Origin of the sequence: Lysinibacillus louembei, from assembly GCF_033880585.1 — a bacterium.
Taxonomy (GTDB): Bacteria; Bacillota; Bacilli; order Bacillales_A; family Planococcaceae; genus Metasolibacillus; species Metasolibacillus louembei.
Genome location: NZ_CP137624.1, coordinates 1804282 through 1830218, shown reverse-complemented (window position 1 = coordinate 1830218; position 25937 = coordinate 1804282). Strand labels below are relative to the sequence as shown.

General features: G+C 38.2%; 24 protein-coding genes. 17 read left to right on the top strand and 7 right to left on the bottom strand.

Going from position 1 to position 25937, the window contains the following annotated elements:
• The first annotated feature begins 20 nt into the window (after positions 1-20).
• Complete coding sequence (locus R6U77_RS08990) at positions 21-266, top strand: hypothetical protein (protein ID WP_293927427.1); 246 nt, start codon at positions 21-23, stop codon at positions 264-266.
• Between the two features lie 113 nt (positions 267-379).
• On the opposite strand, the gene R6U77_RS08985 is transcribed toward R6U77_RS08990, so the two are convergent.
• Entirely contained in the window at positions 380-1579 is a 1200-nt protein-coding gene (locus tag R6U77_RS08985) for a M48 family metallopeptidase (RefSeq protein WP_319838222.1), read from the bottom strand.
• 135 nt (positions 1580-1714) lie between these two features.
• Positions 1715-2698, bottom strand: coding sequence for a LacI family DNA-binding transcriptional regulator (locus R6U77_RS08980; RefSeq protein ID WP_319838221.1), 984 nt, complete (start codon positions 2696-2698; stop codon positions 1715-1717).
• A 213-nt stretch (positions 2699-2911) separates the two neighbouring features.
• On the opposite strand from R6U77_RS08980, the gene R6U77_RS08975 reads away from it, so the two are divergent.
• The 3 genes from R6U77_RS08975 to R6U77_RS08965 are packed head-to-tail and all read left to right on the top strand — an operon-like array spanning position 2912 to position 6594.
• Positions 2912-4150, top strand: coding sequence for an MFS transporter (locus R6U77_RS08975; protein WP_319838220.1), 1239 nt, complete (start codon positions 2912-2914; stop codon positions 4148-4150).
• A gap of 1 nt (position 4151) precedes the next feature.
• Positions 4152-5603, top strand: a complete 1452-nt coding sequence (locus R6U77_RS08970) for a glycoside hydrolase family 32 protein (protein ID WP_319838219.1) — start codon at positions 4152-4154, stop codon at positions 5601-5603.
• Between the two features lies 1 nt (position 5604).
• Complete coding sequence (locus R6U77_RS08965; RefSeq protein ID WP_319838218.1) at positions 5605-6594, top strand: carbohydrate kinase family protein; 990 nt, start codon at positions 5605-5607, stop codon at positions 6592-6594.
• 147 nt (positions 6595-6741) lie between these two features.
• Here the strand turns inward: R6U77_RS08965 and R6U77_RS08960 are convergent, their stop codons facing one another.
• The gene (locus tag R6U77_RS08960; protein ID WP_319838217.1) at positions 6742-8160 is read right to left on the bottom strand and encodes a hypothetical protein; all 1419 of its coding nucleotides are present in this window, start codon (positions 8158-8160) and stop codon (positions 6742-6744) included.
• A 138-nt stretch (positions 8161-8298) separates the two neighbouring features.
• Between R6U77_RS08960 and R6U77_RS08955 the strand changes: the two genes are divergently transcribed.
• From R6U77_RS08955 to R6U77_RS08940, 4 genes are read left to right on the top strand one after another with little or no spacing between them, the layout of a single operon-like run.
• Positions 8299-8754, top strand: a complete 456-nt coding sequence (locus R6U77_RS08955) for a LytTR family DNA-binding domain-containing protein (protein WP_319838216.1) — start codon at positions 8299-8301, stop codon at positions 8752-8754.
• Between the two features lie 4 nt (positions 8755-8758).
• On the top strand, positions 8759-9175 hold the full coding sequence (locus R6U77_RS08950; RefSeq protein WP_319838215.1) for a DUF3021 domain-containing protein: 417 nt from the start codon (positions 8759-8761) through the stop codon (positions 9173-9175).
• The gene (locus tag R6U77_RS08945) at positions 9172-10086 is read left to right on the top strand and encodes an ABC transporter ATP-binding protein (RefSeq protein WP_319838214.1); all 915 of its coding nucleotides are present in this window, start codon (positions 9172-9174) and stop codon (positions 10084-10086) included. The genes R6U77_RS08950 and R6U77_RS08945 overlap by 4 nt, the downstream gene beginning before the upstream one ends.
• Before the next feature lie 4 nt (positions 10087-10090).
• Positions 10091-10966 carry an ABC transporter permease gene (locus tag R6U77_RS08940; RefSeq protein WP_319838213.1) on the top strand — a complete coding sequence of 292 codons (876 nt, stop codon included), beginning with the start codon at positions 10091-10093 and terminating at the stop codon, positions 10964-10966.
• A 72-nt stretch (positions 10967-11038) separates the two neighbouring features.
• On the opposite strand, the gene nagZ is transcribed toward R6U77_RS08940, so the two are convergent.
• Positions 11039-12700: a beta-N-acetylhexosaminidase gene (gene nagZ, locus R6U77_RS08935; protein ID WP_319838212.1), complete on the bottom strand. Its 1662-nt coding sequence runs from the start codon at positions 12698-12700 to the stop codon at positions 11039-11041.
• A 123-nt stretch (positions 12701-12823) separates the two neighbouring features.
• Between nagZ and R6U77_RS08930 the strand changes: the two genes are divergently transcribed.
• Genes R6U77_RS08930 through R6U77_RS08920 form a run of 3 tightly spaced genes read left to right on the top strand, consistent with a single transcriptional unit; the run spans position 12824 to position 14644 of the window.
• Positions 12824-13582 (top strand): class I SAM-dependent methyltransferase, encoded by a 759-nt coding sequence (locus R6U77_RS08930; RefSeq protein ID WP_319838211.1) that lies wholly within the window; start codon positions 12824-12826, stop codon positions 13580-13582.
• Positions 13583-13587: 5 nt separating this feature from the next.
• Positions 13588-14199, top strand: coding sequence for a histidine phosphatase family protein (locus R6U77_RS08925; RefSeq protein ID WP_319838210.1), 612 nt, complete (start codon positions 13588-13590; stop codon positions 14197-14199).
• Positions 14192-14644 carry an NUDIX hydrolase gene (locus tag R6U77_RS08920; protein WP_319838209.1) on the top strand — a complete coding sequence of 151 codons (453 nt, stop codon included), beginning with the start codon at positions 14192-14194 and terminating at the stop codon, positions 14642-14644. Before R6U77_RS08925 ends, R6U77_RS08920 begins: the two co-directional genes overlap by 8 nt.
• 56 nt (positions 14645-14700) lie before the next feature.
• Here R6U77_RS08920 and R6U77_RS08915 read toward each other — a convergent pair whose 3' ends face one another.
• From R6U77_RS08915 to R6U77_RS08905, 3 genes are all read right to left on the bottom strand, one after another.
• A complete protein-coding gene (locus R6U77_RS08915) occupies positions 14701-15069 on the bottom strand; it encodes a hypothetical protein (protein WP_319838208.1) in 369 nt (122 codons plus the stop codon).
• A gap of 198 nt (positions 15070-15267) precedes the next feature.
• Positions 15268-16983 carry an ABC transporter ATP-binding protein gene (locus R6U77_RS08910; RefSeq protein WP_319838207.1) on the bottom strand — a complete coding sequence of 572 codons (1716 nt, stop codon included), beginning with the start codon at positions 16981-16983 and terminating at the stop codon, positions 15268-15270.
• Entirely contained in the window at positions 16977-18164 is a 1188-nt protein-coding gene (locus R6U77_RS08905; RefSeq protein WP_319838206.1) for an MFS transporter, read from the bottom strand. The genes R6U77_RS08910 and R6U77_RS08905 overlap by 7 nt, the downstream gene beginning before the upstream one ends.
• A 633-nt stretch (positions 18165-18797) precedes the next feature.
• Between R6U77_RS08905 and R6U77_RS08900 the strand changes: the two genes are divergently transcribed.
• From R6U77_RS08900 to R6U77_RS08875, 6 genes are all read left to right on the top strand, one after another.
• A complete protein-coding gene (locus tag R6U77_RS08900; protein WP_319838205.1) occupies positions 18798-19529 on the top strand; it encodes a GntR family transcriptional regulator in 732 nt (243 codons plus the stop codon).
• Positions 19522-21060: a gluconokinase gene (gene gntK / locus R6U77_RS08895; protein ID WP_319838204.1), complete on the top strand. Its 1539-nt coding sequence runs from the start codon at positions 19522-19524 to the stop codon at positions 21058-21060. The genes R6U77_RS08900 and gntK overlap by 8 nt, the downstream gene beginning before the upstream one ends.
• Positions 21061-21072: 12 nt before the next feature.
• Positions 21073-22419, top strand: coding sequence for a GntP family permease (locus R6U77_RS08890; RefSeq protein WP_319838203.1), 1347 nt, complete (start codon positions 21073-21075; stop codon positions 22417-22419).
• Between the two features lie 13 nt (positions 22420-22432).
• Positions 22433-23833: a decarboxylating NADP(+)-dependent phosphogluconate dehydrogenase gene (gene gnd, locus R6U77_RS08885; RefSeq protein ID WP_319838202.1), complete on the top strand. Its 1401-nt coding sequence runs from the start codon at positions 22433-22435 to the stop codon at positions 23831-23833.
• Positions 23834-24016: 183 nt separating this feature from the next.
• A complete protein-coding gene (locus R6U77_RS08880) occupies positions 24017-24199 on the top strand; it encodes an SE1561 family protein (protein WP_293927466.1) in 183 nt (60 codons plus the stop codon).
• 107 nt (positions 24200-24306) lie between these two features.
• On the top strand, positions 24307-25854 hold the full coding sequence (locus R6U77_RS08875) for a fumarate hydratase (RefSeq protein ID WP_319838201.1): 1548 nt from the start codon (positions 24307-24309) through the stop codon (positions 25852-25854).
• Positions 25855-25937 lie beyond the last annotated feature (83 nt).

Here is a 25937-nt window from a genome sequence, read left to right as displayed (position 1 = left end):
AATAAGAAGGAGGGATTCATTTGAAGAAATTTATGTTATATATCGGTGTGTTCATAGCTGCCTACTTTATTATACAAATCAGCTCAGGCATCCTACTTACATTGTTCTACACACCAACATTTGATCCAACAACGGTTGCAGTTGGAACAGAGGCTGTGATTGTAACAGCAGAGCCAAATTATGTAGCTGCTACAATCGTTGCAGTGATTGCAGCAGCTGTTGCATATGGCACTACCAAGCTGTTTTCTCGAAAAATGGCACTTTAATTAAAAGTATAAAAAATCAATTCGATTCCTTCGATAATTTAGTGAATTTAACACCCTGTATTGTTCGAACTTGATTCAGCGGATGTTTGGACACCCACTGAATCAAGTTGAAATCATTTAGACTCTTCTTCATCTACTTTTTGAATTCTTTCTAGCATTGTTGGATGTGTATAGCGGAACCATTTCACAAGTGTCGGTGGATTGACCTCACTCAAACCAGCAATTGTCAACTTTTGAAAGGCAGACACGGCTGCTTGCTTATCCTTTGTGAGAGCAATAGCATAATCATCTGCTCTTATCTCCTGATACCTTGACACATAATTTGACAATGGGCTCGACAGAAATAGCAACATTGATAGTATTAGTAAAAAAAGTGGGAATGAACGAACATCACTTACTTTATCAATGTGTAACAAGCGCCCATAGCGCGCAATCAGCCATGACATCGCTTTCGCTGTTAGCCAAAATCCTACAAGCGCTAAGGCTAAATAACTTGCTATACCCCAATAAATATGTTTTTCCACATAATGTCCCATCTCGTGTGCCATAATAAATAGCACTTCATCCTCCAATAAACGATTCAAGGTTGTGTCCCATAGCACAATTCTAGCGTTACTGCCAATGCCCGTCACATAGGCATTTAAAGCATTCGTTTTCTCTGCCATATTGACTTCATAGACATGTGTAGCTGGTATATGTGCCTGTCCAGCAAACTCTAAAATTTTCGTCTCTAGCTCCTTATTTTGCAACGGGTAAAAATCATTGTATAATGGCGCAATAACTACAGGCTGAATAAACGTCGCAAAAAGCGTCATTGGAATCGTCAATAACCAAGCATACAGCCACCAACGCTTTGCACTTTTACGGATTAGCCAATATAACACCGTTATAATAATAAACATCGTCACAAAGCTGACAGCAAAATCAACCAAACCATCCCGTAGCCATGATGACAATGTTTGTGTACTAATCCCATAGCTTTTACTAAGTGAGTAGCGATAATAATTGAACGGTAACAATATAATATACAGGAAGCCTGACAGGAAAAATAAATAGCCTGCATTTTGTACTAATCGCCATTTCGATTGAGCTGTTGCTACCTTTTCAAAATAACGTGATACCCCCATAACAAGTATTAAAAAGTAAAGAAGCCATTCCAATGGTGTAGCAATAAAAAATAAAAAATTGCGTATTTTTGAATATTCCTCACTTAAGTAAAGCTCCCTACCAGACATAAACATCACAGGATCTGCCGCTGTTCCTTGTAATGCTTGTGGAATTATACTGCTATTGCTCACTATATAGCTATACATACAAAACACATATACTCCAAAGAGCAACAGTGCTATTATGCTTATTTTTTTCACTGTCTCTATTCCCCCTTCATCTCTACCTATAATCAGTGTAAGTAAAATGATGAAAGTTAGAACACAGTTTTGCACATTTCTTTATGTTGTTGTTCCCTCAATTAATTGCACAGGTAAACAAATATCCATTTCCTCTTGTTCATAATCCCCTTCAATTTCCTTCAATAAAACCTCCACAGCCTTTTGTGCAATTAATTCAATCGGCTGACGTATCGTCGTTAGGCTTGGCAATAATGTTTGGCAGGTTTCGGTGCCATCATAGCCAATCACTTTTAAATCTTTTGGGATATGCTTGCCATACTTTTGTGCCTCTGCTATTAAAGTAGCTGCAATTAAATCATCACTAGCAAAAATACCATCAACTTGTGGATGCTCTCGAAAAAGCTGGGCAATGACCTTTTGTTGCTCGCCTCGATTCAGTGCATTTGCTATTTCATATGTAATCGCTGTTCGTCCATGCTCCTGCATTACAGTCTCATAGCCTTTACGTCTTAAATTGGCAGGTGTTTCGAGCTTTAATGGACCGTTAATATGAAGAATATGCTGACACCCTTTCGCTATCAATAACTCTGTAGCTTGTACACCACCAGCATAATTATCAGAAGAAACGACTGGGATCGTTGGAGACAAATAATGGTCAATTGTCACAATCGGTAATGGCTTTTCATGAGCATTAACTAAACCACGATTATAAGTTACAGCGATGACACCATCCACCTGATTACGCATTAGCATTTCCCAATAACTTTTCTCTTTATCTACCCTATTTAAGCTATTACAAAGCAATACTTTATAGTGCAATGAGGCACAAATACTTTCAATATGGAAAGTTAGCTCACCAAAAAACGGATTGCTCGTTTGTGGCACAATAATGCCAATTAAATTGGTACGTTTATTAAATAATGAACGAGCCACATCATTTGGAAAATAATTCAGCTTTTTCATGGCACGCTCCACATTGTCTCTTGTTTCTTGGCTAATATAGCCACGGTTATTTAAAACACGTGAGACGGTTGTCGGTGATACACCTGCCACTTTTGCCACATCACTAATTTTCGGCTTCATAGCGTGCCTCCTTTTCAGTACAGTTATTTCACTCTATTATAGATGAATTTGTAATGCTTGACGATAACTCTTGAGATGATATTCTCCATTCTATTTTTATGTCAACCGATTGACATATGAAACCGGTTGACATACAATAATCTTGCAAGCGATTACAATTTTTATAAAAAACTAAATTTTTAAAATATAAAACAATTCAAAGGAGTGTACTTTATGCAAACATCAAAAAACCTCTATTGGAAGCTCAGTGCTTATTTTTTCTTTTTCTTCTTTACTTGGTCATCTAGTTATTCATTGTTTTCCATTTGGTTAGGGCAAGAAATCAATTTAAGTGGCTCTGCAACAGGCATTATTTTTTCAATCAATGCGATCTTTGCTTTATGTATGCAACCACTCTATGGCTATATTTCCGATAAGATTGGCTTAAAGAAAAATATCCTATTCTTCATTAGCCTGTTACTTGTCTTTGTTGGCCCTTTTTACATTTTCGTTTATGGTCCTTTATTACAATACAATGTGTTACTTGGTGCTATCGTCGGTGGGCTTTATTTAGGAATGGCTTTTCTAGCAGGAATTGGTGCTATCGAATCCTATATTGAAAAAGTGGGACGTAAATATGACTTTGAATATGGCAAATCAAGAATGTGGGGCTCATTAGGATGGGCAGCAGCTACATTCTTTGCAGGGCAATTATTCAATATTAATCCAAACATTAACTTCTGGATTGCTAGTGTGTCAGCCCTTATTCTAGTGGGTATTATTTTCTCTATTAAAATTGAGATGTCCCACGATGAAATAGAAAAAGCAGAATCCATCACTTTTAAAGATGTAGGCAACTTATTTAAGCTAAAGGACTTTTGGTTCTTCATGCTCTATATCATTGGCGTAACTTGTATTTATAGTGTTTATGATCAGCAATTCCCGATTTATTACTCATCATTATTCTCTAATGAAGCTTTAGGTAATCAAGTATTCGGCTACTTAAACTCGTTCCAAGTATTTTTAGAGGCAGGCATGATGTTTGCTGCCCCATTTATTGTCAACAAGCTTGGGGCAAAGAAAAGCTTAATATTAGCAGGCTATTTAATGGCTTTCCGTATTATTGGTTCTGGTATGGTGGACGGACCAATTGGTATTTCTGGAATGAAGCTTATCCATGCCTTTGAGTTACCTATTATGCTCATTGCTATTTTTAAATATTTAGCAGCTAATTTTGATACACGTTTATCATCTATCCTTTATTTAGTAGGCTTCCAATTTGCCTCACAAATCGGGGCATCTATTTTATCGCCAATTGCAGGTCTACTTTATGATGATGTTGGCTTCCGTAACACTTATTTAATAATGGGTGCAGCCGTCTTTATTTTTACATGCATTTCTATTTTTACTTTATTAAATACAAAACCAACTCGTACAAAAACTGAACCACAGCCAACTTTAGGAGGACTTTAACATGAACACATTACAGCAAGCACAAGACGCAGTACAATTAGCAGCACAAAAAATGAACCAACGCTATCGCTTAGGCTATCATATTATGGCCCCTGCTCAATGGATTAATGATCCTAATGGATTGATTCAGTATAAAGGCGAATATCATGCCTTTTATCAGCACCATCCATATGATGAAAGCTGGGGACCTATGCATTGGGGTCATGTTAAAAGTAAAGACCTTGTACATTGGGAGCACCTTCCTATCGCCCTAACTCCAGGCAATGACTATGACAAGGATGGTTGTTTTTCTGGTAGTGCGGTCGACGATAATGGACAATTAACTTTAATTTATACAGGTCATATTTATATTGATAAAAAAGCAGATACTTTTTATCAAACGCAAAATATTGCTGTTAGTCAGGATGGTGTGAATTTCACAAAAGTGGTAGAAAACGCTGTGATTCCAGAGCCTCCTGCTGATAGCTCACACCATTTCCGTGATCCAAAGGTATGGAAGCATGAAAATAATTGGTATATGATTTTAGGTAATTCTACGAAGGATATGGTTGGGCGTGTTATTTTGTATCGTTCGACAGATTTGCGTCAATGGGATTATATTGGTGTCCTTGCACAAAGCGATGGAAGCCTCGGCTTTATGTGGGAATGTCCTGATTTCTTCGAATTGAATGGTAAGCATATTCTCTTATTCTCTCCTCAGGGCATGGAGAAACAAGGAGATTTATACAATAATCTTTTCCAAACAGGTTATTTAGTAGGCGATTATCAATATGATACAAATCATTTCACACAAACATCATCCTTTACAGAGCTAGATAACGGGCATGATTTTTATGCTGTGCAAACATTTTTAGATGAGCAAAGTCGCCGCATTGCGATTGGCTGGATGGATATGTGGGAATCCAATATGCCAACAAAAGCAGATGGCTGGTGTGGTGCATTGACATTACCACGAGTGCTAACATTAAGTGAAGACCATAAATTACTGATGAATCCTGTAGAGGAATTAAAAACATTACGCAATGCTGAATATCCAGCCTTACGAAATCAAACTATTACAACAAATTATTTAGTGCCAACAAATGAGGCTTTGCTCGAAATAAAGGCTGTATTTGACCTCCGTAATGAACAAGCCGTATGCCTAAAAATTCGCGGTATCCGTGAAGAAGAAACCGTATTAACATACGATTATACAACTAAAAAATTAATATTAGACTGTTCTAAATCTGGTAAAACAGAAGATGGTATTCGTACTGCAACACTTCATGTAGAACATGAATTAACTCTACAGCTCTTTATTGACAGTTCTTCCATTGAAGTGTTCGCTAATCATGGGCTAGCAACCATGACAAGCCGTATCTATCCTACTGAAGAACGTTTAGGCTTTGAAGTAGCAGCGGGTGCCAATGTCAAAGAGCTCACATACTGGACATTAAACGATATTTGGAAATAAGGTGACACTATTGAAAAAAATTTTTTGTATTGGTGAGGCATTGATTGATTTCATTCCGATTGAAAAAGATCATGCTTTAAAGGATGTAGCAAGCTTTGAACGTGTTGCGGGCGGCGCACCGATGAATGTAGCAATTGCTGTGGCTAAATACGGTGGCCATGCAGTTATGCTGACAAAGCTAGCAAATGATAGCTTCGGCGATTATTTATTTGATATACTGCAAGAAAACGGTGTGGATACAGGGCATATTATTCGTTGCGATGACGGTGAAACAGGTCTAGCCTTTGTTTCTGTAGATGCATCAGGAGAGCGTGATTTTAGCTTCTATCGTAAAAATGCAGCAGATTTATTGCTTGCACCAGAGGATATGCAAGCCATATCATTTGAGCAAGGTGATTTACTGCATTTTTGCTCTGTTGATTTAGTAGAAAGTCCTATGAAGCAGACACATGGCGAAGTGATTGAGGCTATACGTGCAGTGGGCGGTATTGTCAGCTTTGACCCAAATGTACGCCTCCCTCTTTGGCCAAACAAAGAGCTATGTCGTCAAACCATTTTAGACTTTTTACCAAAGGCTGATATTGTCAAAGTATCAGACGAGGAGCTCCACTTCATTACCAATATTGAAGATGAAGCAGAAGCCATTCGCTCACTATTTGTTGGCCATGTACAAGTAGTTGTTTATACAAAAGGGGCAGCAGGTGCGACACTTTATTTAAAAACTGGTGAAGCATTCGAGGGGGCTGGCTTCCAAATAACAGTCTCAGACACAACAGGTGCAGGAGATGCATTTATCGGTGGCTTTTTAGCTGAGCTATTGTCACTGAATGTCTCATTGAAGCAGCTAGATACAATCATACGCTCTCATCATCAACAATTATTAACATTTGCCAATGCTAGTGGTGCACTAACTGCTTCTGTGAAAGGGGCTATTCATGCCGCTCCAGGTAGAAAGCATGTTTTAACATTTATTGATACACAACGCTCTTAAAATAACAGGTACTTCTCGCTGAATAAGCAAAGGAGTACCTGTTGTTTTATTTGCCTTGTTACACTTCTTGTCCACCTACAGCAGTATTAATGAACAGGAATTTGAATCAAAGCGCAAAAAATCAATTCGATTTCTTGCGCTTTTATCTTAATGTTCTAGCTCCCCAGCAATAAATTCCTTAAATTTATTGAAATAACGCTCTGATGCCTCCCAATGCTTAACATCCAAAAAGGATATGTCCTCGGCTTCATCACCGTCTACTGGTTGATAGTAGCGTGAAATATACCGCTCATTATCCCATGTATAAAAATAAAAGGCGCCGTCCTGTGTCTGGATATCAATGCGCGGTGCAAAATAATAGCCCTCTTCATCTGTATAGCCATCTCGACGGAATCGATAATACTTTGAACCATCCCAAAAGCCATCGTTATCCTCACCATATGGGTCTAACGCTTCAATGATAGGATGCTGTAAAAGCTCTTGCATATAGCTCACTTCAATAGTAGGTAAATAAAGCTCAGCAATATTGATACAAGTAAGCAGCATAGCCCAATATTCACTCAGTTCTGGCAGTTGCTCTATATACGTCCACTCAGCTCCTTCTTCAGTCGTTTTATGCAGCAGGCTAATGGGCTGTTCCGCATAAATAAAATAACAATTCGCTGCCGTTTCAATATAAACACTAGCTTTTTGCCAGTCCCCATCTGTATCGACATGCTCTCGCTGAACTTTGAAATAGATACCATTTTCCTCGAAATCGAAATAAAGCTGGTCATTCTTCATCAAAATACATTGCACTAATTTCTCTATATTTTCTTCGTTAATCGTATTATGCATAAAATAGAGAGTAGCTTCCTTCTGTCTAGTCAGCACTCCTCTCAAGTCTCGCAGCGCAGAATGGCCTTCTTTAATTGTACTTACTAACAAATCGAAGGCAAAATCGACTTCTCCCTCCTCTGGCTCAAGAAAAACATCATCAATCAATATGGCTTGCATATCAACGGGCAGTCCTTGACAAATGCCCTCTTTATCCCACACATCCACCTTACATACGAGGCTTTGCTGACCATCTATTTTGAAGTGATAATCATCTTCCACTAAAGCTGTAGCATATAGATTTCCCTTAACAATCATTTCTCCATGATTGTATGAGCCACACACTATTTCTTCCACTATTACATCACCTATTACGTACAGTTCTTGTCCACCTACAGCAATATTTTTCGCATTGATATTCCCTGCAACGATAAGCCCAACGGCACCGTCCGTTTCCTCATTATAAAGGGCATCAACTGTCAAATTTCCATTAATAAAAATTAGCGTTACCCCTCTATGTTGCGGGAAAGACATATCCCAATCTAAATCGAGTAAAGGGAGCGTCAAATCCCCCTCATAATATGCTACGAGACTCTCATCATCGAAATCCTTATAAGATGTTGACCACCAAGAATCTTCTGGAAATTTTTCTGCAAGCTGATGAATCGGTACAAACTGAAAATCTTCACGCATATTTAGTTCCCCCGTTTCAATTTCCATTATTTTCTCATGTACTAAAATAGCTGTCAAACTGCAGCCTGTCATCCTTTGAAAACTACATGTTACACGATAAATTCAACCACTTATTTAAAACTTACACTTTCTGCAAATTTTCTATGCTACAGTAAGATTACCGAATTCGATATGAAGTAATAAGGAGGTCTCCGCTTGAAAATTCAATTAACGATTAACAGTGACTTAGAAGAAACTGAGGTTCATATACATGCCAAAGCGTATAATGAGCAAATTGAACAATTGATGAAGCAACTGCAAGCTTCATCAACATTGCAAAAGACCGTAGTTGATGGCTATTTACAACAAGAAATTCACCTACTCAAAATTACAGAGATATTTTCGATTTATGCAGAGGACGCAAAAGTTTATTTGCAAACAGATGAACAGGAATTTGAAACAAAGCGTAAATTGTATGAGCTTGAAGAGCAATTAGCAAAGGATTTTGTTCGCGTCAATAAATCCACGCTTGTCAATGTCCATAAAATTTCCTCCATTCAAATGGGCAAAATCGGCGCAACACAATTAATACTCGAAAACGATACAGGTATTCCTGTTAGTCGCAAATATTTAAAAGATTTAAAACACCATCTTGGTATTGGAAAGGATTGATTTCATGAGAATTTTTCGCATGATCATTATAGGTATACTTATTGCGCTAAGTAGCTCTTATATTTTAGTGACAATTAGCATTTTATCTGATGCAAATATTACGATTTCAGGAGCTGAGCTACGTTATCAAATTATTATAGCTACTCTCCTTGGTGCTGCAATTGGACCACTTTCACTGCTCTTTAATACCGAGCGTCTGCCATTTATTGCACAGCTCATCATTCATTTCATAAGCGTCACATTATTCGTCTTTATGGCTGGTCACTTTGGTGATTGGTTTGTGCATTTTGGTATGAAAAACGTTTTTGTCTCTGAAGTTATTATTTACACTATTGTTTGGAGTACTTTATATATGCTAGAAAAAAGGGATATTGAGCAGATTAATGCTGCAATTCAGAAAAAGAAGGGACGACCGAAATGAAAGAAATTATTCAAATAGAAAATTTGCATAAAAGCTATGGCAAATATGAAGCAATTAAGGGAATCTCCTTTTCAGTGGAGCGAGGCACTCTTTTCGCATTCCTTGGTACGAACGGAGCAGGTAAATCTACAACCATCGAAATTTTATGCACTTTATTAAAAAAATCGAGTGGCATAGTTAAAATAAATGGCTATATGCTTGATAGTAGTGATCACAATGCTGAAATTCGTAAGTCGATCGGTGTTGTCTTTCAGCAAAGCTTATTAGATGAACGTTTAACCGTGTACGAAAACATTATTCATCGTGGCAAAATGTACAATTTATCGAAGCAGGAGCTAGCAGAAAACTATCAATTTGTCTCGACTTATTTAAATTTAGGTGACATTGAAAAACAAAAATATGGCACATTGTCTGGTGGGCAAAAAAGACGGGCGGATATTGCAAGGGCACTTATTCATCGCCCTACACTGCTATTTTTAGATGAGCCAACAACTGGTCTTGACCCACAAACTCGACAATTTGTATGGCAAACAATCAGACAATTACAGCAAGAAACAAATATGACGGTATTTTTAACAACTCATTATATGGAGGAAGCTGCAATGGCTCATAAAGTAGTTGTGCTCAAACAAGGAGAAATTGTGGCTGAAGGTACACCCGATGAATTAAAAACGAAATATGCCTATGACCAACTAGCTCTTGTTTTTCATAATTTTACTGAAGGTGCGCATTGGCTTCAAGAACACAATATTAGCTATGCAGAAAAACAGGGAATCTTTACAATTCGAGTACAATCTACATTACATGCATTAGCCTTATTAAAACAGGCTGAAGCACTTGTCGCTTCTTTTGAAGTAATCAAAGGCACAATGGATGATGTGTTTATTCATATTACAAAGCAGGAGGTATAAATATATGGGCGCATTACTCAGCTTAATCGGACGCAATCATAAAGTGTTTAGGCGTGATAAAACAGCTGTGTTCTTTTCCTTGCTATCCGTTATAATCGTTATTGGGCTTTATGCATTGTTTTTACAAAAAACGCAAATCGACTCACTAAAACAAGCAGCAGAGGCTACGCCTGAGCTAGTTACAATGGTGAATGAATGGTTTGTAGCAGGCTTGTTATCCATGATTGCTGTATCAACAACATTAGCAGCATTTGGCATCGCTATAAAAGATATCGAATCAAAGGCTACTGCCGATTTTTTAACAGCGCCTGTTTCACGCGCTACCATTCAAATGAGCTATGTGTTCAATGCCTTTATTATCGGTTGTCTCTTCACCTTTATTGCTTTCATCATCTGTGAAATATTTATCGTTTCAACAGGTGGTGTGTGGTTAAGCGTCTCCTCTTTTTTGAAAGTAGCAGGACTATTAATTTTATCTGTCTTATTAGCGAGTATTATGAATGTTTTCTTTGTGCTTTTAGTCAACACGCAAAATTCCTTTTCCACATTAAGCACAATTGTCGGTACACTTCTTGGCTTTTTATGCGGTGTCTATATTCCAATTGGTGTACTACCTAGCTTTGCTCAAAATATTATTATGTATTTCCCTGTTAGCCATACAACCTTACTATTACGCAATGCCTTTATGGAAAATTCACTTGCTACAGTATTTGCAGATGCACCAATTGAAGCTATTGAGCAATATAAATTGATTTATGGTATATCCTATAAGCTTCATGGAACTATATTAAGCCATGCGACAAGCTATATCGTTATTGTATGTACGATTGTTATACTAGCCATTGTATCTATCACAATTTTTAAGCGCAAGCATCGCTAGGTGATTACAGCTATCTATCCTGATTCAGTGAGCATTTAAGATACTCGCTGAATCAAGATTTGCTCTTCTTAGTTAATCCATATAAGCATTCAATACTCTCTCAACATCTGCATTTAGCTTATTTATATCCACTGCCGGCACTGGTGTATTTACAAGCTGATATTTTTGTTTAAGATGAATAATACGACGTACGCTTTCATTAATTTGTGCCTCCGAAATCTCACCGTTATTTACCGCTACTTTTATTGCCTCAATAGCAGATGTCACATTGCTAAAGCCGTGTGCCATTAATACAATATCATTGCCTGCCTTTACAGCAGCAACGGCAGCTTGCCCCATATCGTAATGGTTTGCGATAGCTCCCATCGTCATATCATCTGTCATAACAACACCATCAAAGCCTATTTGCTCTCGTAATATGCCTGTAATTACTTCCTTTGACATTGAGGAAGGATAATTTTGGTCAATCTTTGGCAATAAAATATGCGCTACCATTACTACATCTGCGCCACTTTCAATAGCTGCTTTAAATGGAATAAGCTCTGTCTCATTTAAATCCTTTAAGCTTTTTTCTACCTTTGGTAAAGCTAAATGAGAATCTACCGATGTATCACCATGCCCTGGGAAATGCTTAATTACAGGAATAACTTGCTGTGATGCTAAGCCTTTCATCGTTTGAATTCCTAGTTCACTGACAACTTGTGGATTATTAGAAAATGAGCGATCCCCGATAACAGGATTTTTAGGATTACTGTTAACATCCAATACAGGAGCAAAATCTAGATTAAAGCCAAATGCTTTGAGCTGCTCTCCTAATAAGCTACCGATTTCATATGAAAATTGTGCCTCATTAATTGCTCCGATTTTTTGGTTTGTCGGGAAATTTTTCAACGCTCCCGGCAATCGTACGACATTACCACCCTCCTGATCTGTGCCAATGAAAAGTGGCAAACGCTTGTCTGCATTTGCTTTCATTAAATCATTAACTAAGTTTACCGATTGTGTTGTCGTTTCAAGATTATTGCCATAAAGAATCATACCACCAACCTTGAAATCATGGATTAAGCTAGCTGTTTCCTGCTGCAATGTCGTGCCTGCAACGCCCGCAAACATCATTTGACCAATTTTTTCTTCTAACGTCATTTGATTGATCGCCTCTGCTACCTCATCTTTTATTTTTGTATACACTGAAATATGATGTACACTTGGATTTGCCTCAGCCTCTGTTGGTTTTGGCAATATCCATTTTAATTGGTAAGTCGGATTCACTTGATACACTAAAATTACTTGGTCCGTTGCCTCATCCTGATAATAGCGAGTTTCCGTAGGCTCCCCCATGTTATTTTTAATATCCTCTAAATGAATATTTTGTATATCTGCTTTAAATGAACGAATATCAAATGCTAGCTCACCTTGATAACCAATTGTCACATCTTGTTTTGTATAATCTTCATACTTTTCATTGTCTAGCTCTGCTACGTTTTGAGCCTCTCCCCATTGCTGTTGGATATCTTGTTTTTTAGCTTCTCCAGCAACAAATGGCACATCTGGCACCTTTCCAATTTCAGCTAAATGCATAATATCTTGAACAGTTAACTTTGGATTTTCTGCTTGCTCCTCCTGTGGAACTGGCTGTGGTTCGGATTTTTCGGGCTTTTGCATTACCATCATCGCAGCAAATAACAATATGCCGAGTATCACAATTAAAATTAAGCCCCACCCTATTTTGGCCATATGTAAAACCTGCTTTCATTTTGATTTCTGAATTATTGAATTCTTTTATATAGAATACCCTAAAACGCTGTACATACAAACCTTTCTATATTATATTGAGAAGAGAAAAGGGAGGAATTGTACATGAACACTTATTATGGAAGTCTTTGCTCATTATTTTATGACATTAGCAAGCCTACAGCTCCAACGGATGAATTAAATTTTTATATGTCCTATACGAATAAAGATATGGCCATTTTAGAGCCAATGTGTGGCTCTGGGCGATTTATGCTAGAGTTCATCCACAATGGATATGCAATTGATGGATTCGATATTTCACAAGAAATGATTACTAGATTTCAAGAAAAGCTAGAAGACAGCCAATACAATGGGACTTTGCAATGCTGTGAGTTTGCCTCATTCCATTCGGAGAAATTGTATGATTTTATTTTTATTGCAGCAGGTTCTTTTTCTCTAATTACGGAGGATACGCAAATACTTTCTTATTTAACGCAATTAAAAAATTGGCTACAGCCTGATGGTAAAATAGCGCTAACTGTTTTCACAAATGTGGACTATAGAAATGAGCAACCAACTGAGACAGCTGACGCCCCTAGAACCGTTCAACAGCAAAATATAGCTATACAATTAACTGGGACAACTACCTATAACCCTGAGACTGGCATTGCTCATTCTAAAATGACCTATGATTTATTTGAAAATGATACGAAAACAAAAAGTGAGAATGAGGATTTCTTCGTCAAATACTATCGCCCTAATGAATTTGAATCATTTATAGTGAAAGCAGGATTGCAAATCGAAAGTGCGTTTAGTGATTATAGTAAAACGCCTTTTAATGGGCAAGATAGTGAAGCTGTTGTTTATATACTTACAAGGAGTTGAGTGATTTGCTAACACTCTATATTACTCGTCATGCGGAAACTATCTGGAATACAGAGGGCAGACTACAAGGTTGGCAGGATTCTGATTTAACAGAAAGCGGGAAGAAAAATGCACTTGGTTTAGGAAATAGATTAAAAGATGTGGCATTTGATGCTATTTACGCTAGCTCTAGCAAACGCACATTAGAGACAGCAGCCTTAGTTAAAGGAAATCGCTCACAAGAAATCATTGCAGAATCAAATTTAAGAGAAATTTTTTTAGGTGACTGGGAAGGTCAAACACATACAGAGATAGAGAGCCAATATCCTGAAGAATACCACTCTTTTTGGCATGCTCCTGAGTTGTATACACCCATATCTGGGGAAAGCTTTCAACAGCTACTGATAAGGGTTACAAATTTTTTAAATAAATTAGAAGCACTGCATCAGGATGGCAATGTTTTAATTGTCACACATACAGTTTTTATTAAAGCGTTAATGATGTACTGTAAAAAACTATCGATTGAACAACTTTGGGCCCCTCCTTTTATACATGATACAAGCCTATCTATTATTGAAATTCATAATGGAAAGAGGAGCATCATTATGGAAGGAGATATACATCATCGAAATGATTAGATATGCTGTAGGTGCCGTTATCTTTCAACAAAGTGAATTGTTATTAATCAATAAAGTAAAGATTAGTGCAACAAAAGAAATGCTTACGCAAGGTGAATGGGATTTTCCTAAAGGTGGTGTGGAGAAAAGCGATACGAGTTTTGAAGCTGCCTTATTAAGGGAACTTTTTGAAGAAACGGGCTCCACTCAATACAAAATTATTAAACAATTAGATGAAAAAATTACATTTCCTTTTAATCAAGAATTCATAAATCAAACAGGCTATACAAAACAGGAAACAACCATGTTCCTCGTTGAATATACAGGAAACCGAACTGATTTATTACCACAAGACAAAGAAATTGCTGCGATTGAATTTTTCAGTTTTGAGCAAACACTTGTAAAATTAACACATCAAGATACAAAAAACTATTTGAAAAAAATGCTTGAAAATAAAGATTTATAGAAAAGGTTGCTTACCTAAAAAAACAGGGGCAGGTTTCATCAGCCCCTATTTTTTAGTTAAAAGGTTTCACCATTACCACTAACATCGAAAAATCCTACACTATGCTTCTGTGCAAGCTCCTTCATCTTACTATAGGCCTCATCTGCAACTGACCATGCAAAGGCAGCATAAATCACTGTATAACCAATACTATAATCTGTATAACGGCTTTCTAATTCCTCGTCTTCATCATCATCCATAGCATTCATATCAGGGAAATGCTTCACCATGTCCTCATACCATTTCTGTAATGCAGGTATAGTAGTTGTAATCGTTTGATAATCATGTGGTTCAGCCCATTGTGTTTGTTCATCATACCATTTCAAAAATGCCTCTTTATCCTTAGGTGCCTGCTCTTTATCAAATACCATTAAATCATAGCTCACTAGTTTAGCCTCCATTCTTAGTAATTAATGAAAATATTGTACCATGTCATTTTATTATAGATTGCAGATATGATGCTATCTAATATCATTTCGAAAACAAATCAATATGCCTAACATATACAACCGTGCATATTAGGTTGAATCAATATAAAAAACTAACAGTCCTCTAATAGAAGACTGCTAGTTTCAGCTATTATATTACTTTTTAAATTGAATATGATGCAAGTTCGCAAAAACACCACCTGCTGCGACAAGCTCATCATAGGTCCCCTGCTCCTCAATACCGTTTGGTGTTACAACTAACACTTGGTCAGCATTGCGAATCGTTGCAAGTCTGTGCGCAATAACAAGTGTCGTGCGATTTTCAGCTAGCTCTGCTAAAGATTCTTGAATAATCATTTCTGTTTCTGTATCAAGCGCAGATGTTGCTTCATCTAAAATTAAAATTGGCGGATTTTTCAAGAACATACGTGCAATTGCTAAACGCTGCTTTTGACCACCTGATAGCTTTAAGCCTCGCTCACCAATTTGCGTTTCATAGCCATCTGGTAAACTAGCGATAAACTCTTTTAAATGTGCACGCTCTGCGGCAGCTTGAATTTCCTCGAAGGAAGCACCTAGCTTACCATATTCGATATTTTCTCGGATTGTACCTGTAAACAAGAAGACATCTTGTTGTACGATACCGATTTGCTCGCGTAGCGATTTTTGCGTCATATCACGAATGTCCATACCGTCAATCGTAATCGCCCCATCACTCACATCATAAAAGCGTGGAATTAATGAGCAAATCGTTGTTTTCCCTGCACCACTTGGACCAACAAAGGCAATCGTTTCGCCAGCATTTAAAGAAAACGAAATATCCTTTAGTACAGGCTTTGACTGATCATAATTAAAGCTGACATGATCAAAGGCGATATCCCCATGTAATGCAGGTACATCCACAGCATTTTCCCTGTCTTGTATTTCAGGCTCCTGATCAATTAAATCGCGGAAACGCTTAAAGCCTGCCATCCCTTTTGGATAAAGCTCAAGCAATGCGCTAATTTTATCGATTGGTTTAATCAGTACATTGGTAAATAAAACAAAGCTGACTAGCTCACCGTGTGACAGCTGGTCATTTAAGTTCAGCCATGCGCCAACAACTAATACGACTAATGTCAACAGGCGTGTCATCATATAAATTCCAGAATGTGTACCAGCCATTATTTTATACGCATATAATTTAGCGGTACGGAATAAACCATTTTGCTGACGGAAGCGTGTCATTTCAAACTTTTCATTCGTAAACGACTTAACTACCCTTACCCCAGATACGCTATCCTCAACGCGTGCATTGACATCTGCAATTTCACCGTACATCTTTTTCCAGGCTTTGTTCATTTTCACATTGCTAAATGTGACAAGCCATATTAAAAATGGTACCATCACGAGCGCAATCGACGCTAATGTTGGATTAATATTAAACATAATTGTGAATGCACCAATAAAGGTCATAATTGCAATAAAGAAATCTTCAGGTCCATGGTGCGCAAACTCACCAATATCAAATAAATCATTCGTAATACGGCTCATAATATGCCCTGTTTTCGTATTATCAAAAAAGCGGAATGATTGTCTTTGTACATGATTAAATAGCTCTTGTCGCATATCTGTTTCAATATTAATACCAAGCTTATGCCCTAAATAATTGACGATAAAGTTTAAAAATGTACTTAAAATATAAACAAGTAGTAGCAATACGCTAACTTTAGCAATCATGCCCCATTCGCCTGTTGGCAGCAATGTGTCGATTAACCATTGCACGGCAAGCGGGAATGCAAGCTCCAAAATTGCCACGATAATCGCACTTGAAAAATCAATCATAAACAAGCGTTTATGTGGCTTATAATAAGAGAAAAATTTTCTTAGCATTGTTCTTTCCTTTCTGATTTCGTTTGTAAATTTCGTCCAAAGTATAAAATAATAATAAATATTGCTGCAAGCATTACCGCAATCAATAATAAAAAGCTCAAACTATCTACTAATTGTAAATAGCCTCCACCAAGGAAAGGACCACTTAAGCTACCTAAGCTAAAGAAAATACCACATAGCAGATTTCCTGTTGGCAATAACTCTTTAGGTGTTAAATCTGTCATATAGGTAATTCCGAGTGAAAACATCGTTCCTACACACATTCCTGCCAATGCAAAGCACACAACAACACCCCAAGGAATGTGCTCAACAAAGCTGCATGCTGCAAATATGGTTGCACCACCTAGTAGCCCTCCTAAAATGACTTTGCGTCGCCCAATTTTATCCCCTAACATCCCTAAGGGAAGCTGCAAAACAATCGTGCCGATGGAAAAGGCAGCAAGCACAATTGATACCATCGCAACATCAAAATCTTTTCGCAACGCGTAGACAGGGAAGATTGCATTTAAAGAGGATTCTAAAAAGCCATAAACAAACGGTGGTAAAAAGGCAATCCATGCATAACGAAATGCTAGCTTATAACGCATCATACTCCCTGCTTGCTTTGTGTCTCCTTTTAAAGCCTCAGGATGCTCATTGCGCACAAAAAACACAAGCGACCATGCAAGTAAACAAAGTACTGAAGAAACGATGAATGGTAAAGCCTGCGAAATTTTAATTAGCGGAACGAAAAGCGGTCCTACTGCAAAACCAATACTAAACGACAAGCCATAAATCGCCATACTGCGTCCTAATTTATGCTGCGGTGTAGAGGCTGTCAGCCACGTTTGCGTGCCGAAATGCAAGGCATGGTCACCAATACCGATTAATAATCTTAAGAAAAACCAAAACAATATGTTTTTCCATAATAGGAATGTTGCTAGTGACAGAAAGACTAAGGCTCCCCCAGCCATAATGACAGGCTTATAGCCAAATTTTCGCAGCGGCTGTTCAATAAAAGGAGAAATTAACAAAGTTCCTATGTATAAGCCTGTAGCATTCAAACCATTTAATGTTGTTGCGACACCATCCTGCTCAAAAATAACTGCAATTAATGGTAGTAGCATTCCTTGTGAAAATCCCGAAATGGAGACGATGATGACTAAAATCCAAAATCTTTGCTGTGCATATGTTACTGCCATTTATGTTGCCTCCAAAACGATTTCTAGTAAGCCTGTTAATTATTGTATCATTTTTTTTACGGAAGTCGAATCAATCTCGCCTTAGCGTGATTGTGTCGGGATTTTGAATTGTGCTTGCACAATTTCCTCCTTTCAAAATCCTTGACATCCGCCGGGGACTTGGCTTGAAACATTCCAGCACTTGTACAAGTGCTGGAATGTTTCAAGCCAATTTTAAGCAAAACAAAACCCTAGCAAACTTTATCTCTAAAAGTTCACTAGGGTTTTAAATATCACTTATATCCACTAATTTTTGTATAAACGATTTCCTAGCACTTTGCCAGAAAATGTTTAGACTCCCTCCCATTCATTTTGTATTTTGGCTACATGTTTTTTCCGATCAACCCTCTCTTTTATTTGTTAAGATTACTTTAACACAGAGTTAGAATAATGTAAATATTCAGAATAAAAAAATTACAAAAAAATTTTTATTGTGCCTAATTGCTTACCACTAATACACTTTCATCATTTCATCGTTATTAAAGCGCTTGCATTATTATTATTTGCGTTTATAATACTTGTATACAAGTATACTATTAGGTGCCAGGCACTCACACAATTTCCGCACAATTCAGAAATAGAAAGGATGATTGGATGACTGAATTCAAAGATTTTCTCTATCCACAAAAGTGGCTTATTAAAGCATCTACTGGTGAACGGGTAACATCTGAGCTAAGGTTACGTATTATTTCGGGCTTGATTGAAAGCGGTACCATTCTTTCAGAAAATAAATTAGCTGCTGAATTTTCTGTCAGTCGCTCCCCTATTCGTGAAGCATTAAAAACATTAGCGGCTGAAAATTTAATTCGATTAGAGCGTATGGGTGCTATTGTACTCGGTTTAACAGATAAGGAAATTGAAGAAATTTATGATGTTCGTTTATTAATTGAAACATTTGTCTTTGAGCGCCTATTAAAAATGGAAACAACAGAATTAACGATGGAGCTAAGTAAAATTGTCGAAATGATGAAGGTGGCTATTAAATATCACGATGCTGATGAATTTTCATATCAAGATGTTTTATTCCATGAAGCGATTATTCGCTCTATCGACCACTCGTATATTTTGATGATTTGGACGAATTTAAAGCCTGTGATGGAAGGTCTTATTCTTTTATCCATGCGCATGCGCTTCAAGGAAAAATACGATGACTTCCCTCGCATCATAAAAAATCATGAGCTATACATCGCAGCCATCGAAGCAAAAGAGCGCAACTTAATGATTCAATCTTTGCATGCCAACTTTGACGATGTACAAGGAAAAGTAGAGGATTTATGGAGATCTCAGCAACTACTAGTAAAAGGAGTGGAGCAGCAAAATGACTGAATATATGTTAGGCGTCGATATTGGCACAACGAGCACAAAGGCTGTCTTATTTACGATACAAGGGACAGTAATTCAGCAAGAAAATATTGGCTACCCATTGCACACACCTGATATTTCAACAGCTGAGCAAAATCCACAGGAGATATTTCAAGCTGTTCTACAGGCTGTTTCCAATATTATGACGAAGCACGCTAACAAAAAACTAGCCTTTATTTCCTTTAGTAGCGCATTGCATAGCGTCATTGCAATAGATGACAACGACCAGCCACTAACACCCGTTATTACATGGGCAGATAATCGCAGCGAGGGCTGGGCACGCAAAATTAAAAATGAGCTCAATGGGCATGCGGTTTATTTGCGCACAGGTACACCAATTCACCCGATGTCACCATTATGCAAAATCGCTTGGCTAACACATGAGCATCCACAAATTGCTGGTAAAGCAAAAAAATATATCGGCATTAAAGAATATATTTTTAAAAAGCTTTTTAATGAATATGTTGTCGACCATTCATTGGCTTCAGCAACGGGCTTCATGAATTTAAAAAATTTAGCATGGGACGAGGAAGCTTTACAAATTGCGGGTATCTCAGAACAACAGCTATCTAAGCTTGTGCCAACAACCCAATGCTTCCAAGGCTGTGATACACAGCTCGCAAAGCAAATGGGCATCAATCCACAAACACCATTTATTATCGGTGCGGGTGACGGCATGCTATCTAATTTAGGTGTCAATGCCATCGCTAAAGGTGAAGTGGCAGTGACAATCGGTACAAGTGGTGCAATTCGCACAGTTATTGACAAGCCGCAAACAGATAGCAAAGGACGCATTTTCTGCTATGCCCTAACAGAAAAGCACTGGGTAATTGGCGGACCTGTCAATAACGGTGGCATGGTACTGCGCTGGATTCGCGATGAATTTGCTTCCTCTGAAATGGAAACGGCGAAGCGCTTAGGTATTGATCCATATGAAGTATTAACGAAAATTGCGGAGCGCATCCGCCCTGGTGCAGAAGGCTTGCTGTTCCATCCTTATTTAGCAGGAGAACGTGCACCTTTATGGAATCCAGATGTGCGCGGGTCATTTTTTGGCTTAACGATGGCACATAAAAAGGAGCATATGATTCGCGCTGCACTGGAAGGCGTTATTTACAATTTATATACCGTTTATTTAGCTTTACGAGAATGTATGGATGGACCTGTCACACGTATTCAAGCAACAGGTGGCTTTGCACGCTCTGAAACGTGGCGTCAAATGATGGCGGATATTTTTGAATCAGAGGTCACTGTTCCAGAAAGTCATGAAAGCTCTTGTCTCGGCGCTTGTATTTTAGGGCTTTATGCAACAAAGCGAGTTGACTCTTTACATGTAGTAGCAAATATGGTTGGGGAAACGTATAAGCACACACCAAAGGAGGAAGCGATGCAAGAGTATCGCCAACTATTACCTATCTTTATTCATTTATCACGTACTTTAGAGCAGGATTATACAGCGATTGCTGATTATCAGCGTAATTTAATTAAACTTTAGGGGGAATTGTATATGCCATTAGTTATTGTTGGGATTGGGATTATTGCGTTATTAGTTTTAATTATGGCGTTTAAGCTCAATACATTTATTTCACTTATTATCGTATCATTTGGGGTTGCATTAGCATTAGGGATTCCACTAGATGAAATTGTCAAAACGATTGAAGCAGGCTTAGGTGGTACACTTGGACATTTAGCATTAATCTTCGGGCTTGGTGCAATGCTTGGTAAATTAATTGCGGACTCTGGCGGTGCACAGCGCATCGCTATGACATTAGTTGAAAAGTTTGGTGAAAAACGCATTCAATGGGCAGTTGTTGCTGCATCATTTATTATTGGGATAGCTCTATTCTTTGAAGTTGGTTTAGTGTTATTAATTCCGATTGTCTTTGCGATTTCAAGACAATTAAAAGTATCGATTTTATATTTAGGAATTCCAATGACAGCCGCATTATCTGTCACACATGGCTTCCTACCACCGCATCCAGGCCCAACTGTTATTGCAGGTGAATTCGAGGCAAACATTGGTGAAGTGCTGTTATATGGCTTTATTATTTCAATTCCGACCGTTATTATCGCAGGTCCTATCTTTACAAAAATCGCGCAAAAATTAGTGCCAGAATCCTTTACAAAAGCGGGCGATATCGCTTCATTAGGTGAACAAAAAACATTTAAATTAGAAGAAACACCAGGCTTCGGCATTAGTGTTTTCACCGCACTATTACCTGTCATTTTAATGTCGATTGCAACAATCATTACATTGTTACAAAAAACGATGGGCTTTGCAGACAACGGCTTTTTAGCTGCTATCCGCTTTATTGGTGATGCAGGGACAGCGATGTTAATTTCTTTATTAGTGGCTGTGTATACAATGGGTATTGCTCGCAAAATTCCTATTAAAACAGTAATGGCATCATGTACAACGGCAATCTCTCATATCGGGATGATGCTTTTAATTATTGGTGGTGGCGGTGCATTTAAGCAAGTGTTAATCAACGGTGGTGTTGGTGATTATGTGGCAGAGCTATTTGATGGCACAAACCTCTCCCCTATTTTACTTGCATGGATTATTGCCGCAATTTTACGTATTTCATTAGGCTCTGCAACAGTTGCTGCATTAACAACAGCAGGGTTAGTTATTCCAATGCTTGGCCAATCTGATGTCAACCTTGCATTAGTTGTACTTGCAACAGGTGCAGGTAGCTTAATTGCTTCACATGTCAACGACGCAGGCTTCTGGATGTTCAAAGAGTATTTCGGTTTAAGTATGAAAGAAACATTTGCAACATGGACATTGCTTGAAACAATTATTTCTGTCGCAGGTTTAGGATTTATTCTATTATTAAGCTTATTTATTTAAGGAGTGAAAAACGATGGTCAATACAATTGGTGTTATCGGTTTAGGTGTAATGGGACGCAATATTGCATTAAATATGGCAAACAACGGTGAGCAGGTTGCTGTTTACAACTACACACGTGATTTAACAGATCAGCTAATGGAAAAATTAGATGGGCAAACACTCATTCCTTACTATGAATTGGAAACATTCGTACAGTCTTTAGCTGTTCCTCGTAAAGTTTTCATAATGGTAACAGCTGGTACAGCAACGGATTCTGTTATCCAATCACTTATCCCACTGCTACAACAGGGCGACATTATTATGGATGGTGGTAATTCGCATTATCAAGATACGGAGCGCCGTTATGATGAATTGAAGCCACACGGCATTGGTTATTTAGGTGTTGGTGTTTCAGGAGGCGAGGTTGGTGCATTAACAGGTCCTTCCATTATGCCGGGTGGTGACTTGCACTTTTATAATGAAGTCGCACCAATTTTAACAAAAATTGCAGCAAAAGCTGATGGTGAGGCTTGCTGCACATATATCGGGCCAAAAGGTGCAGGACATTTCGTCAAAATGGTGCACAACGGTATCGAATATGCGGATATGCAATTAATCGCAGAGGCGTATACATTTTTACGTGGCAATTTAAGTTTATCCGTTGAGGAAATCGCAGACATTTTTGAAACGTGGAATGAAGGTGAATTAAAAAGCTATTTAATCGAAATTACAGCGGAAATTTTACGTAAAAAAGATAATGTAACGGGCTTACCTCTTGTCGATGTGATTTTAGATCAAGCTGGACAAAAAGGGACTGGCAAATGGACGAGCTTACAAGCTATTGACAATGGTATTCCAACATCCATTATTACAGAGGCACTATTTGCACGCTATTTATCCGCTTTAAAAGAGGAGCGCATACAAGCACAGCCGATTTTAGCTGGACCTGCTAAAAATACGCAAAGCTTGGATAAAGCTGAGTGGATTGAATATGTGCGCCAAGCATTATATATGGGCAAAATTTGTGCCTATGCACAAGGCTTTACACAATATAAAATGACGTCCGAAATTAATAACTGGAACTTGCCATTAAAGGATATCGCGTTAATTTTCCGTAATGGCTGCATTATCCGTGCAGAATTTTTAAATGTCATCAGTGAAGCTTATGATGAAAAAGCGGATTTAGCGAACTTATTGATTGCCCCATACTTTGCTGATAAAACAGCGCGCTATCAGCAAAGCTTGCGCAATATCGTTTGCGAAGGCATTCAATCTGGTGTTGCCTTACCATGCTTCAGCTCATCATTAGCTTACTATGATAGCTATCGCACAGGTGCATCGAACGCCAATATTTTACAAGCACAGCGCGATTATTTTGGCGCACACACATACAAGCGCAATGATATGGAAGGCACATTCCATACAGAGTGGTAATAATGGAGAGGGCTATCCATATGTTGGATAGCTTTTTCATTTGGATAAGCGAATTTGCTTCATCGTTGAGCGAATTTCACTATTCGATGAGTGAATCACTACTTTTGAACTATAATTCCCAAGGATTTTTCCATCAAAACGCTGTATAATAAAATGTAATAACCTACAATACAGGAGAATCTCATGAAACCTATTACAAACAAAGAACAGCAAGTTACTTATTTAAAAGAACGCCTAGAAATCTTTTTAGAAGTGCTAGATGCAATCGACCCAGAAACGACAGAGTTGGAAGATATCGACCGTCTTATTCAAATGATGGATGATCTAGAAGACAAAATGGATCAATTCCAACAGCGCACAGAATAATCATTTTTAAAGGGAATCTCGTGACTTATGAGGCTTCCCTTTTTTTCGTTGTACGAAAGGAGTATAATAGATTACGGAATTTAAATATTTTTCGGGGGGAAAATAACATGGCATATTTAGAAACTTTGGAGAAAAGTCTGTACAATTTAGTAACAGAAACATCAACTAACTTACCAAAAGACGTTCGCCGTGCAATTAAAAAAGCAAAAGAAGCAGAGAATGCTGGCACGCGCGCGGCAATGAGCTTAGATACAATTACAACAAATATCGTAATGGCTGAGGATAATGTATCACCAATTTGTCAGGATACAGGTTTACCAACTTTTAAAGTATACACTCCTGTAGGTGTCAACCAGCTTGAAATAAAACAAGCAATCCAAACAGCAATTGCTTCTGCAACGGCTGACGCAAAATTGCGCCCAAACTCAGTTGACTCATTAACTGGTAAAAACTCTGGCACAAATATCGGTGCAGGTCTTCCAGTTGTCAAATTTGAGCAATGGGAAAATGACTACATTACAGTAAAGCTAATCCTTAAAGGTGGCGGCTGTGAAAATAAAAACATCCAATACTCTTTACCTACAGAATTAGAAGGCTTAGGTCGCGCTGGTCGTGATTTGGATGGCATCCGCAAATGTATTTTACACTCTGTTTGGCAAGCACAAGGACAAGGCTGTTCAGCAGGCTTCATCGGCGTTGGTATCGGTGGTGACCGTTCAGCAGGCTATGACCTTGCAAAAGAGCAGTTATTCCGCCATGTAGATGATGTCAATCCAATTGAAGATTTAGCAAAATTAGAGGAATATGTTGTGAAAACAGCAAACACATTTGGTGTCGGTACAATGGGCTTCGGTGGCGAGGCAACATTACTAGGCTGTAAAATCGGTGTAATGGACCGCTTACCTGCTTCATTCTTCGTATCCGTAGCATATAACTGTTGGGCATACCGTCGTATGGCAATTGACATCAACCCTGAGACAGGCGAAATCATAAACTGGCACTATCAAGAAGGTGAAAAAATCACGTTTAAAGATGAAGCACAAACTGCTGCAACAACTGATACTGATAGCCAAGTAGTTGAATTAGTCGCACCAATTACAGAAGAAAAAATTCGTTCACTTAAAGTTGGTGACGTTGTGAAAATCACTGGACGCATGTACACAGGCCGTGACGCCATCCACCATCATTTAATTGGCGAAGGTGTAGAAGCACCAGTTGACTTAAATGGTCAAATCATTTATCACTGTGGTCCAGTTATGGCAAAAGACGAAGCTGGCAACTGGGTAGTAAAAGCAGCAGGTCCTACAACCTCTATTCGTGAGGAGCCATACCAAGGCGATATTATGAAAAAATTCGGTATCCGCGCAGTAATGGGTAAGGGCGGCATGGGTCCAAAAACATTAAAAGCACTACAAGAGCATGGCGGCGTTTACTTAAACGCAATCGGCGGTGCAGCACAGTACTATGCTGACTGTATTAAATCTGTAGATGGTGTGGACCTAATGGAATTCGGTATTCCAGAAGCGATGTGGCACTTAAGTGTAGAAGGCTTCACAGCCGTTGTCACAATGGATTCACATGGCAATTCATTACACGCTGACGTTGAAAAATCTTCACTTGATAAATTAGCACAACACGCTGAACGCGTATTTTAAAAGGCTGTGTCCGAAAATTTCGGACACGCTTTTTTTTGTGTGCGAATCTTAATGCTTTGCGGGCGAATTCAACAACTCCTCAC